This is a genomic window from Larkinella soli, assembly GCF_003703975.1.
GTDB classification, from domain to species: Bacteria; Bacteroidota; Bacteroidia; order Cytophagales; family Spirosomataceae; genus Larkinella; species Larkinella soli.
Genome location: NZ_QTJY01000010.1, coordinates 226,311 through 239,018 on the forward strand (window position 1 = coordinate 226,311; position 12,708 = coordinate 239,018).

Consider the following 12,708-nt stretch of genomic DNA (forward strand, 5'->3'; position numbering starts at 1 on the left):
CAGTGCAATGTGTAGCCATGTTATTTGGGGTGAAATAAAAGATTTTAAATCGACACAAGTGGTTAAATCTGCATCGATCTAAGTCAAAAATTTTGAATTTTATTCTGTAAATACGTAAAAACAAAACGCGCCAGTTCTCATTGAGAACTGGCGCGTTTTAAACCTTAACAGTTGCCGGAGAAGGATTCGAACCCTCACAAACAGAACCAAAATCTGTCGTCCTACCCTTAGACGATCCGGCAATTGCGAGTGCAAAGATAGCACTTGTTGGTAAAAAGAATCAAGCCTGATTGAAAAAAACTTGAATTTCTGGAAAAGCACCGGAATGTCAAAGCCTTCGGCAATACTTCACTCCCGGCGCTCTTTCAGGCTTTTTCCTAAACTCCGGCGGTTTCGGCCGTAGGCAGAATCTTTTTTACCAGCCCCTGAAGCACCTTCCCCGGGCCGCACTCCACAAACACCGATGCGCCGTCCGCTCCCATGGCTTCTACCGACTGTGTCCAGCGTACCGGCGCCGTGAGTTGGGCAATCAGGTTGGCCTTGATCGTTTCCATATCCGTTGACGGACGAGCATCGACGTTCTGGTAGATCGGACAGCTCGGCGTACGGAACGGCGTCGTCTCGATTGCACGGGCCAGCTCCTCACGGGCGGGTTCCATCAAGGGGGAATGGAACGCCCCGCCGACCTGTAGCGGCAAAACCCGTTTGGCACCCGCTTCCTTTAATTTTTCACCCGCCAGCCGAACGCCCTCGATCGAGCCGGAAATGACCACCTGACCCGGACAGTTGTAGTTGGCCGCCACAATCACCTCTCCCGAACCATCCGCGACCTCCCGGCAAATCCGTTCGATCGTCGGATCGTCGAGGCCCAGCACGGCGGCCATCGTCGACGGATTGATTTCGCAGGCTTTCTGCATGGCGCCGGCCCGCTGGGCCACCAGCCGCAGCCCGTCTTCGAATGATAACCCGCCGGCCGCCACCAGCGCCGAGATCTCCCCGAGGGAATGCCCGGCCACCATGTCCGGCGCAAAATCGGAGAGGGTCTGTGCCAGAATCACGGAATGAAGGTAAATCGCCGGCTGGGTCACGTTGGTCTGTTTGAGTTCGTCGTCGGTACCTCCAAACATCACTTCCGTGATTCGGAAGCCGAGGATCCCGTCCGCCCGGTCGAACAGCTCCTTCGCTTTTTCAGATTGCTGATAAAGGTCCTGGCCCATACCGCGAAACTGTGCCCCCTGCCCCGGAAAAACATACGCTTTTTTCATATTCAGATGATTTGTAAGACGGCGACACGCAGAAAGATTACCGGCGGGAAGGCACCCGAAAGAAACTCGTCCCTACCCACCCCACCGTGTCCCGGCCGCCAAAATAAAAATCTTATGACGGTTATTCCAAAAAGCGGGCTTTGAGGGCGGGAGCAGGAACCCGGCAGGCGTCGGTTCGTCCGAACCAGCGGTACCGGTTCCGGGCCACGGCTTCGTAAACCGCGTCGCGTACAAAACGGGGCACCAACTTGAAAACAGTCAAAAGCGGCCAGGCGCCCCCGAGATGCCGGGCGATTTCCAAAGCCGCATCGGACCGCACGAAGGAGCGGCCGTTCCGGATCAGCACCACACTATCAACCGGACCTTCGGCAGGAGGGCATTGGGCCAGCAGCCGCCGTCCCGTCTCAGATTGCAGGGAAGCAAACCGAAACCGGCCTTTCCGGTCGTGGTCGATTACAAAATTTACGGCTGAATTACACAAATTACAGACCCCGTCGAAGAGAATGACGTCCATGTGGTGAGTGCTTGAAATAATCCTATTTATATCTTGTAACGAACAAACATTATCTGAATACAATATGTTACTCAAATGGCTGGGAATCTCAACGGTTTACAAATTCCAAATAAGCACAAAAAACAGTTGTTTTATTGTTTCAGAATGCTTTGTGCCGTAGTTTTGGCGTCCGCGAATCGTTCAATTCCTGAGTTCATTTTGATAAACAAATTCTTATTGTTCACCGTATGTCTTGGTTAACAACAACACTTGCCAGCTCCCTCGGACGTAAAGTAGTAATGTCGCTGACGGGGCTGTTTTTGTGTACGTTCCTGATCGTGCATCTCGCCGGGAACCTGCAATTGTTCAAAGGAGATGAAGGCCGGGCGTTCAATGTGTACAGTCATTTCATGACCCATAATCCGGTGATCATGACGATCTCGTACCTGCTGTATGCCTCCATCCTGATTCACTCTACGATGGCCCTGATTCTGACGCGTCACAATCAGGCCTCCCGCCCTGTCAAGTATGCCTACCAGCGCCCGGAAGCCAACAGCCACTGGACCTCGCGCAACATGGGTATTCTGGGGACAATCCTGTTCATCTTCATCGTCATTCACATGCGGACTTTCTGGTTCACCATGCACTTCGGACCCATTCCGATGGTGAATTACGACGGGGAGGAATATAAGGATCTGTATACGGTCGTTTCGGCGGCATTCTCCAACGGCCTTTATGTTCTTTTTTATGTTCTCGCCATGGCAGGGTTATCGTTCCACCTTGTGCACGGTTTCCAGAGCGGCTTTCAGACCCTCGGGATCCGGCATAAGAAGTACAGCCCGATGATCGAGTGGATCGGAACCTATGGCTTTGGGGTCCTGATCCCGGCTTTGTTTGCTGCTATGCCGGTCTATATGTTTCTTAAAACACACGGTTTTATCGGTTAGGAATTTAATCGCAACTGTTTATGGTTGACTTAATTGAAGAAAAAGAAGCCGGCGTGAAGCTGGATTCTAAAATTCCGGAAGGACCCCTCGCCGAAAAATGGGCCCGTCATAAATTTAGCCTGAAGCTGGTCAACCCGGCCAACAAACGTAAATATGAGGTCATCGTTGTCGGAACCGGTCTGGCCGGAGCCTCGGCGGCAGCCTCTCTGGCAGAGCTTGGCTACAGCGTCAAGGCTTTCTGCTTCCACGACAGTCCCCGCCGGGCGCACAGCATCGCGGCCCAGGGCGGTATCAATGCGGCCAAGAATTATCAGAACGACGGCGACAGCGTCTTCCGGTTGTTCTACGATACCATCAAAGGCGGTGACTATCGCGCCCGGGAAGGCAACGTCTACCGGCTCGCCGAGGTCAGTGTCAACATCATCGACCAGTGTGTTGCCCAGGGCGTTCCCTTCGCCCGCGAGTACGGCGGTCTGCTGGCGAACCGGTCCTTCGGGGGCGCGCAGGTTTCCCGGACATTCTATGCCCGCGGTCAGACCGGGCAGCAGCTGCTGCTGGGCGCCTACAGCGCCCTGAGCCGCCAGGTCGCCAACGGAAAGGTGAAACTGTTCCCCCGGACCGAAATGCTCGACCTCGTCATGGAGGGGGGCAAAGCCCGCGGCATTATCACCCGGAACCTGATTACCGGGAAGATCGAGTCGCACTCGGCCCACGCCGTACTGCTCTGCACCGGTGGTTACGGAAACGTCTTCTACCTGTCGACCAATGCCATGGGTTCCAATACCACGGCAATCTGGCGCGCCCATAAAAAAGGTGCCCTCTTCGGCAACCCGTGCTTTACCCAGATTCACCCGACCTGTATCCCGGTAAAAGGAAAATACCAGTCGAAGCTGACGCTGATGTCGGAGTCACTGCGGAACGACGGCCGGGTTTGGGTACCCAAAACGAAAGAACTGGCCGAGCGCGTTCGCAAAGGGGAACTGAAAGCCAATGATATAAAGGAGGAGGACCGCGATTACTTCCTGGAGCGCCGGTATCCCTCTTTCGGGAACCTCGTACCGCGTGACGTGGCTTCCCGTAACGCCAAATACGTCTGCGACGAAGGGCGTGGTGTCGCTCCGACGGGCCTGGCCGTCTATCTCGACTTTGCCGACGCCATCAAGCGTGACGGCCGGAAGGTGATCGAAGCCAAATACGGGAACCTCTTCGAGATGTACGAAAAGATCGTCGACGACAACCCGTACGAAACACCGATGAAAATTTACCCCGCCGTCCACTATACCATGGGCGGCCTGTGGGTCGACTATAATCTGATGACCACCATCCCGGGTCTGTACGCCCTCGGGGAAGCCAACTTCTCCGACCACGGCGCCAACCGCCTGGGGGCATCGGCCCTTATGCAGGGTCTGGCCGACGGGTATTTCGTCATTCCTTATACGATTGGTGACTACCTGGCCACGATCGGTCCGTCCGACAAGATCTCTACCGACCACCCGGCCTTCCGGGCTGCCGAACAGGAGGTGAAGGATACCATCAACCGCATGCTGTCCATCAAAGGCGAGAAGACCGCCGAGGAAATTCACCGGCAGCTGGGCCACATCATGTGGGAGTACTGCGGAATGGCCCGGAACGAAGAAGGTCTCAGGAAAGCCAAGAAGATGATTCAGGAACTGCGCGAAGAGTTCTGGTCGAACCTGCGGCTGAACGGCTCCGATCAGGAGCTGAATCCGGCCCTCGAACAGGCCTCCCGCGTAGCCGACTTCATCGAACTCGGCGAGCTGATGGTCGACGACGCCCTGCACCGGAACGAATCCTGCGGAGGACACTTCCGCGAGGAGTTTGCGACCGAAGACGGGGAAGCCCGACGCGACGACGCCAACTACACCTACGTGGCCGCCTGGGAATACCGGGGTCCGAACCAGCCGGAAAAACTGCACAAGGAAGATCTGGCGTTCGAAAACGTCAAACTGACGCAGCGGAGTTATAAATAAGGGGGCAGCCCGCAGCCGGCCTGATTCGACCTTACCCACGACCGAATCCGGCCCCTGCCTGCTTAATCTAACCTAATACCATGAATATCACCTTAAAAGTCTGGAGACAAAAAAATAGTCAATCCCAGGGCAACCTGATGGAATATAAATTGAACGACATCTCTCCGGATATGTCGTTTCTCGAGATGTTCGACGTGCTGAACGAAGACCTTCAGAAGCGCGGAGAAGAACCGGTGGCCTTCGACCACGACTGTCGGGAAGGCATCTGCGGGATGTGTTCGATGTTCATCAACGGGCGGCCCCACGGTCCGCAGGGATACACGACCACCTGCCAGCTTCACATGCGGGTTTTCAACGACGGCGACACGATTTATGTCGAACCGTGGCGGGCGCGCGCCTTCCCGGTACTGAAAGACCTCGTCGTCGACCGGTCGTCGTTCGACCGGATCGTTCAGGCCGGCGGTTATATTTCCGTCAATACCGGCTCGGCACGGGACGCCAACGAAATCCCGATTCCGAAGGAAGTTCAGGAAGAGTCGATGGACGCGGCCGCCTGTATCGCCTGCGGGGCCTGCGTAGCCGCCTGCAAGAATGCGTCGGCGATGCTGTTCGTGGCCGCTCAGGTATCCAAGTTCGCGGTTCTGCCGCAGGGCCAGCCCGAGCGCCAGCTCCGCGCCGAACGTATGGTAGCCCAGATGGATGCCGAAGGGTTCGGAGCCTGTTCCTTCACGGGTGCCTGCTCGGTGGAATGTCCTAAGTCGATCTCCCTGGATCATATCGCCCGTCTGAACCGCGAGTATCTCGGCGCCAAACTGACGTCGAATAACGTGTAAGCCGCTTCTATTACCTGTTTGTCAATAGGAACGCCCGGTCGAATGGCCGGGCGTTTTTTATTTCCGGAAGCCGGCCGTACGCGTGACTTTTGCCCGGCCCGGGCGTCAAAGTCAATACGGTATTTATTAAATTTGTATCAGGCTCCCCGGTCGGAGTCGATTCATTGCTATGGGAACTACCACTGTTCAGGAAGCCAAACGCTATCTGGAAAACGCCCGAACCCTGCTGCGGGAAAAAGCCCGCAAGGAAGACGGTATCTATCAGGACCCGAAATACGTCAAACTGGCCGGTCATGCCGCCTACACCGGCGTGCTGCTGGCCCTCGATCTGTTGCTCGGTAAAAAAGGAAAAGGCCGCAAGGACGTAGACTGGTACAAAGCGGAACTGTCCAGGATGGACCGCCGGCTGTTGGGGCGGTTCGTCGGAGCCTACGATACCCTGCATCTTTCCATGTCGTATGACGGTAATCCTTTAGCCAGTGTCGCTGCAGCCGGTTTGCAGGAAGCGGAGAGTATCATCAACTGGGTCGAAAACCGCATGGCCGCTTCCTGACGGTCAGGGCGCTTTGCGGGCCTGGGCTTCCAGAATCAGCTGGAGGTCGGCTTTCTCGGCCGTGACGTGTTCGTAACTTCCTTTCCCCAGCGTCGCCAGCTTTTTCAGGTTCCCGGCATTGATGTCGTTCCGGTTGAATGTAAAAACCGTCAGGTTGATCGCCCGCCGGGCATTCTCCTCGACCAGCCGATAGACCGCGTCGCTGATGGGAAACTCGCCATCCGTCGCCAGAATGATCCGGTTATTGCCCGCCTGCAGATAGCCCTTGTTCACCACCCGGTACGCCAGCCGGATGCCGTCGTTGCCGTCGGTCTCCCCGGTCGACTGAAGCCCCTCGATCACCCGGGCAATCTGCTCCGTCTCCGTTCCCGGCGTCGGCGGCAGCGCCACCCGCGCCCTGCCCGAATACACCACGATCGAAATCCGGTCTTCCAGCCGCAGCAGCGGCAGCAGCGATTTGACCGATTTTTTTAGCAGCGGCAGCTTATACGGTGAATCCATCGACGCCGACACGTCCAGCAGCAGAACCATGTTGTTGGTCGCGTAACCGGTCAGGGAAACCGCCTTCTCCGCCGGCCCGGATTCGGCCGGTTTTAGTTCTTCCGCCACCGGCGGTGCCACCGGTTTCGGAGCAGGCCGACGGCGGAGTATCAGCAGGTTCGGCTGAAGAATGGTTTTCAGGACGCGGGTTTTCGCCAGTTCGCTGAATTTATTGTATTCGTAGACCAGCCGGTTGTTATAGAAATAATAGAAATCCTCGTACGGGCTCGATCCATATGCCGGAGCCTTCACCAGATGCGCCTTCTCGGCAAACCGCATCGAGTTTTCGGCAATGTCTTCATAGGGAGAATACGGACAAAGGCCGTTGCTGCGGCCGTAGCGGGTCAGCCCCTTCAGGTTTTGATACTCGTCGACCAGCAGCGCGCGGGCCAGCGACGCCACCCGCTCCGTGGCCGGCAACTCGGCGGCTTCGCCCTGCAGATACGCCCGGATACCGAACAGAATCCGCTTATCTTCATCCACCGTATTCAACAGCGCGATTGCGGACGTCTGCCAGGAATCGGCCGGGCGTCTGTAACTTTCATAAACCCGTCGGACATCGTTGTAAAACCGCTCTTTCCGCTGGTCGAAGGTATCGAACAGGACGGCATAGCGTTCCAGAATCTCGTCCGAACGCCGGAGCCGGTCCTCCTCATACTGCTTCGCGCCCGTGTAGGCGATCAGTTCGATACTCAGACCGTCCATTTCCTTCAGAATGTTCATCAGCACCTCGGCCTGCGACTGAAGCGAGGCCCGGTACGGTTCAGGCACATGACGCAGCCCGCCAATCACCAGCTGATATTCCGAAGCCGGTATTTTAAACGAATCATGCGAATAGGTCAGCGGGCTGCGCCGGCGGCTTTTCACCGGATCGCGGTAATCATCGGCCGTGGACTGGTAATTCCGCACCGTCAGCTGGAGCTGGTTCATCGCCCGCAGCGATTCGTTGACGAAATCGACGCAGCCGTTCAGGGTGCGGAAGGCAGCCTCTCCGACCGGTTCGGCCACCGGCTTCGTCGTGAAGGGAATCGGAGCCGCATCCCGGAAAACCGGTGTCCGCGCGATCTCCTTCGGCCCGGCCACCGGCGGGGGCACGATCCCGAAAACCGGTGAAAAAGCCGGAAAATCGAGCAGCTGCCGCGCCGACCGGCTGTAACCCACGAACGACTGAAAGGTCGCCAGCAGGTCGTTGTTATAATGATTGATCAGATTCAGGTATACCTCGTTCCCGTGACGGGCCGACTGCCGGGCGGCAAACGTGTTATTATTGACGGCGTTGCGCTTGACGTCCTGAATCGACCGGAGCGCACTGACAAAACCGTCGACCATGCCGGAAGCGGGATAGGCGATCTTGTCCTTCCCGCCTGCCAAAGCCGCCATACTTTCCTCCATCGCCGGAATGCTTTCCTGAAACCGCTCCGCCGGCCAGGCCGACGGCCCGGTTTCGTCCAGATAAAACATCCAGCTCTCGAGCAGTTGCTTCTCGCGCGTCAGCGCCTGCTTCATTTCCTTCTCCATTACGAGGTAGGCATCCCCCTCGTCGAAGGGCTGATACCGGCGGTAGACCCGCTGAACCAACTGGTAAAACGGTTCCTTCTCCTGCCCGAAACGGCTCACCAGTTCCTGAATTTCCCGAACCAGCGCGTCCGACTGCTTAAATCCGTCCCGCTGGTAATCCTTCAGACGCACATAGACTTCCAGCGTTTTGGCGGTCTGGTCGAGTTTTTCGAGGAGTTTCCATAGGTTCTTCGCACCGGCCTGCAGCCGTTCGTTTTCCTCGGCGCTCAGGCCGTTTTCGCTCTCAAGGGCTTTTTTGTAATAATATTCCTCAAGCGGCCCGGACGATTCCAGCCGCAGGCCGTCCCGGTCGTCGGTCCGATGGCGAACGGCGGCCGGATAATAGGCCTGCATCATCCGGAAACGGCCGGCTACCTCTTTGGAAGACTGATTCAGGAAGGCAACATAATGGTTCAGTGCCTGCTGGGGAGACTCGCGGAGGGTATGGCCCGCGGCATAAACCGATGAAAAAACCAGGAGAAGGCAGAGGAAGGCGTTCATGAATAAAACTATATAAATCTACCAAGTAAGGCCCATAATTAAGAACTCAATAGTAAATTTGCTATAGTTTTTACTTATCCGGTAAATCTGAATACGACCTGACCCTTCAACGAATGAAAAACCTTCTACCTGCGATTCTTCTGGTTGCTTTTGCCCTGACGGCCCGGGCCCAGAACCCGGCCGCTCCTCCCTCTCAGCTCCCGGCGGTGCCGTCCGTCGGAGCCAGGTCCGGGAAGATTTCGGGTAAAGTCATGGATGCCGCAAAGAACAAACCCGTCGAGTTCGCGACCGTGGCCCTGATCGACCCGCAGACCGGCAAACCCATCGGCGGTATTACCACCAACGAAGCCGGCGAGTTTACGATTACGGGCGTTCCGCCCGGTATGTACCGGGTCGTGATCAGCTTTATCGGGTATGAAAGCAAAACCATCAATCAGGTAACGGTCGAATCCGGGAAGCCGGCGGTGACGCTGGGGGTTCTCCAGATGCAGACGGATACGCGCACCCTGAACGAGGTGGTGGTGACGGCCGAAAAACCGCTGATCGAAGACAAGGACGACCGGGTCGTGTACAATGCCGACAAAGACCTGACCAATACCGGCGGAACAGCCATCGACGTCCTGAAAAAAGTACCGATGCTGACGGTCGATCCCGACGGAACCGTGCAGCTCAAGGGCAGCAGCAGCATCAGGGTGCTGATCAACAACAAGCCGTCGAGCATTATGGCCCGGAGCATCAGTGAAGCCCTTCAGATGATCCCGGCCGAACTGATCAAATCCGTGGAGGTTATTACGGCCCCTTCCGCCAAATACGACGGCGAAGGCACCGCCGGGGTAATCAACATCATCACCCGCAACCAGCTGCAGGGCCTGACCGGGGGCGTCAACGCGTCGGTGGGCAGCCGGCGGAGTAATCTCGGCGGGAACTTCAACTACAAACGCGACCAACTCAGCATCACGGCCTACGGGGGCGGCAACCTCAACAACTATTACGGCGGCACGGAATCGGTGCGGCAGAACCTTCAGGACGGGCAGGTGGTCAGCGTCATCGAGCAGGTGAACGCCTGGCGAAACCGGGGCCGCTCGCGGTTCGGCTCCGTCAGCATCGACTACGACCTCGACTCGACGAACCGCATCGGGGTGGACGCCAGTTTTGGGGGCGACGCACGCAACACCTTCTCGACCCGTGATACCAAAGTGACTTCCGACAACCCGCAGGAATTCCGGCGCTACAACAACAGCCGGAACCGCAACGGCAACATGGACGTCAACTTCAATTATACGAAAACGTTCAAACGCAGCCCGGAGCAGGAATACACGTTTCTGGCTCAGTATAACCGCAACGACAACCATAGCAGTTACTCGCTGGACCAGTACCCGCTGCCGGAAAGCGAGGTGATCGATTACCGCGAGCGCAACAATAACGACAACGACCAGAAGGAGCTGACTATTCAGACGGATTACGCCTACCCGTTCTCGACCACCAAACGGCGACTTCTCGAAATCGGCACCAAAGCCATCCTGCGGGACGTGGGCAGCGAATACCGCCTGGAAAATGCGCAGGGCGGCTCGGCCGACTTCCAGGAAGACCCCCGCCGGGCCAACACCTTCGACTACCGCCAGTGGGTCTGGTCGTCGTATGCCTCCTTCCGGATGCGGACCGAAAACCGCTGGGGACTCAGCCTCGGCGGGCGGCTGGAAATGACCGACATCAAAGCCAACTTCATTTCGACGCAGACGCGCTTCAAAGACCGGTATCAGAACTTTCTGCCGAACGTCACCATCTCGAAGCGGCTGGGCGAGAACGACCGGCTGAAACTGAACTACAGCCAGCGGATTCAGCGGCCGTCGATCTTCTACCTGAACCCGTACGTGAACTACGCCGACCCGAAAAACATTCAGTCGGGCAACCCCTTTCTGGACCCGGAACTGGCGCATTCGGTCGAGTTCTCATACAGCACCTTTACCAAAAACGGCCTCACGATCAATGCCATGCTGTTCGGACGGCAGACCAACAACGCCATCGAACGCATTACCACGGTCGATACGAGCGGGGTGTCGAGCAGCACGTTCCGCAACATCGCCAGGAATTCGACCTACGGCATGAACCTGTACGGGGCCGTCCGGCCGGTGAAGCAGTGGAACCTCAGCGGCTCGTTCGGGCTGAACTATAATCTGCTCAACAGCCCGGCCCTCCAGATCACCAATCGCAACTGGAGTTATCAGTTCAACCTCAACAGCTCGCTCCAGCTGCCGAAAAACATCAGCCTCCAGGCCAACGGCTCCTACACTTCCCGCCGGATTCAGCTCCAGGGACAGTCGTCAGGGTTTTACTATTACGGCTTTTCGGCCCGCAAGGAGTTCAAGAAGCAGAACGTTACCGTCACGGCGAACTTTGAAAACCCGTTCCGTCGCTACAATACCATCGAAACCCTCTTCCGAACGGCCACTTTTATCTCCGACGGCTCCAACTACAATGTGATCCGGAACATTCGGCTCTCCGTCAACTGGCGTTTCGGGAAGATGAGCGCGACGACGAACCGGGAGAAAAAGAAGATTTCCAACGACGACGGCAAGCGCGATTAACCTCCTTTCAGCTTTACTACTTACTGTTTTACCCAATGAAACTTTCGATCCTCCGAACCCTATGCCTGCTGGCCGCGCTGGCCGGAACCCAGACCGCACCGGCCGCAACCGGCGATAAACCGTCTCCGGCCGGAAAGGCAAAAAGACCCGCCGACGAGGTGGGCCTAAAGCTTCCGGCCGGCTTTTCGGCCAGCATCCTGACCGACCAGCTGCCCGGTGCCCGGCACCTCGTGGTGACGAAAACCGGCGATATTTACGTCAAGCTTTCGAAACTGAAGGACGGGAAGGGCATCTACCGGCTGCGCGACACCAATCGGGACGGCGTCATCGACGAGCAGACCGGTTTCGGCGACTATCCCGGAACGGGCATCTTCGTGAAAAACGGCTACCTCTATGCGTCTTCCAATACGGGCGTATACCGGTATCAGTTGAACGAGAATCAGGAAGTGATCCGGCCGGAGCAGCCGGAGCAGATTGTGAAGGGGCTGGTTGCCAAAGACCGTGATCTGTCGAAGTCCATTGCGATCGACAATGCCTCGAACGTGTACGTGAACGTGGCCTCCTACAACGACGCCTGCCGCCAGGCCGGTACCGGAAAAGGCATGATGCCCTGCCCCCTGCTCGACTCGGCGGCCGGCATCTGGCGGTTCCGGACCGACAAGCTCAACCAGACTTACGGCGACGGCGTGCGGTTTGCCACGGGCCTCAAGAACGTCGTCGGGCTCGACTGGAACCCCCGGACCAATACGCTTTTCGTCATGCAGCACGGCCGCGGCCAGTTCCACGATTTTTATCCGCAGTACTATACGCCGAAGCACAGCGCGGAGCTGCCGGCCGAGACCATGTACGAACTGCACGAGGGAGCCGACGGCGGCTGGCCGTACGTGTATTACGACCACATTCAGAAGAAAAAGATTCTGGCACCCGAATACGGCGGTGACGGCAAAAAAACCGGCGGGGAGAAGACCCTGAACCCGGTGGCGGCTTTCCCGGCTCACATGGGTCCGAACGGTCTGCTGTTCTATACCGGCACCCAGTTTCCCGAGAAGTACCGGAACGGTGCCTTCATCGCCTTTCACGGCCAGTCGCAGGCCCTTCACAAAGGGTATCTGGTCGCCTTCGTCCCGTTCAGAAACGGCAAACCCGCCGGGCCGTGGGAGATCTTCGCCGACAATTTTGCCGGTGTGGATCTGCAGAACCCCAGCGGACCGATCCAGCACCGCCCCTGCGGGCTGGCCCAGGGACCGGACGGCTCGCTCTACGTAACCGATGATCTCGGCGGAGCCGTATACCGGATCACCTACCGGAAAAAATAAAGGCCACCCGGGCGGCTCATTGCCCCGTTCGTTCCGGCCGGCGGCCTCATTTCGCGTAACAAAAAAATCGTAATATTTTTTGTTACAGAAATGAGGCCGTTTTCATACTATTGCAGTCATTTTCCGG

9 protein-coding genes and 1 tRNA gene are annotated in these 12,708 nt (G+C 57.1%); 6 read left to right on the top strand and 4 right to left on the bottom strand.

Features of this window, described 5'->3' with window-relative positions:
• Positions 1-171 precede the first annotated feature (171 nt).
• The 3 genes from DX909_RS18330 to DX909_RS18340 all read right to left on the bottom strand — a co-directional run bounded on the left by DX909_RS18330 (position 172) and on the right by DX909_RS18340 (position 1,779).
• Positions 172-242 (bottom strand) — tRNA-Gln (locus DX909_RS18330).
• A gap of 135 nt (positions 243-377) precedes the next feature.
• Entirely contained in the window at positions 378-1,265 is an 888-nt protein-coding gene (gene fabD, locus DX909_RS18335; protein ID WP_128546648.1) for an ACP S-malonyltransferase, read from the bottom strand.
• Between the two features lie 121 nt (positions 1,266-1,386).
• A complete protein-coding gene (locus tag DX909_RS18340) occupies positions 1,387-1,779 on the bottom strand; it encodes a thiol-disulfide oxidoreductase DCC family protein (protein ID WP_128546649.1) in 393 nt (130 codons plus the stop codon).
• Between the two features lie 227 nt (positions 1,780-2,006).
• Between DX909_RS18340 and DX909_RS18345 the strand changes: the two genes are divergently transcribed.
• The 4 genes from DX909_RS18345 (at position 2,007) to DX909_RS18360 (ending at position 6,082) form a co-directional block, all read left to right on the top strand.
• Entirely contained in the window at positions 2,007-2,705 is a 699-nt protein-coding gene (locus tag DX909_RS18345) for a succinate dehydrogenase cytochrome b subunit (protein ID WP_128546650.1), read from the top strand.
• Between the two features lie 53 nt (positions 2,706-2,758).
• Positions 2,759-4,696 carry a fumarate reductase/succinate dehydrogenase flavoprotein subunit gene (locus DX909_RS18350; RefSeq protein ID WP_128546697.1) on the top strand — a complete coding sequence of 646 codons (1,938 nt, stop codon included), beginning with the start codon at positions 2,759-2,761 and terminating at the stop codon, positions 4,694-4,696.
• A gap of 80 nt (positions 4,697-4,776) precedes the next feature.
• The gene (locus DX909_RS18355) at positions 4,777-5,529 is read left to right on the top strand and encodes a succinate dehydrogenase/fumarate reductase iron-sulfur subunit (protein WP_128546651.1); all 753 of its coding nucleotides are present in this window, start codon (positions 4,777-4,779) and stop codon (positions 5,527-5,529) included.
• Positions 5,530-5,698: 169 nt separating this feature from the next.
• Positions 5,699-6,082 carry a DUF5618 family protein gene (locus tag DX909_RS18360; RefSeq protein WP_128546652.1) on the top strand — a complete coding sequence of 128 codons (384 nt, stop codon included), beginning with the start codon at positions 5,699-5,701 and terminating at the stop codon, positions 6,080-6,082.
• 3 nt (positions 6,083-6,085) lie between these two features.
• Here the strand turns inward: DX909_RS18360 and DX909_RS18365 are convergent, their stop codons facing one another.
• Positions 6,086-8,680 (bottom strand): vWA domain-containing protein, encoded by a 2,595-nt coding sequence (locus DX909_RS18365; protein ID WP_128546653.1) that lies wholly within the window; start codon positions 8,678-8,680, stop codon positions 6,086-6,088.
• A 113-nt stretch (positions 8,681-8,793) separates the two neighbouring features.
• Between DX909_RS18365 and DX909_RS18370 the strand changes: the two genes are divergently transcribed.
• The gene (locus DX909_RS18370) at positions 8,794-11,265 is read left to right on the top strand and encodes a TonB-dependent receptor (protein WP_128546654.1); all 2,472 of its coding nucleotides are present in this window, start codon (positions 8,794-8,796) and stop codon (positions 11,263-11,265) included.
• A 35-nt stretch (positions 11,266-11,300) separates the two neighbouring features.
• On the top strand, positions 11,301-12,581 hold the full coding sequence (locus tag DX909_RS18375) for a PQQ-dependent sugar dehydrogenase (protein WP_128546655.1): 1,281 nt from the start codon (positions 11,301-11,303) through the stop codon (positions 12,579-12,581).
• Positions 12,582-12,708 lie beyond the last annotated feature (127 nt).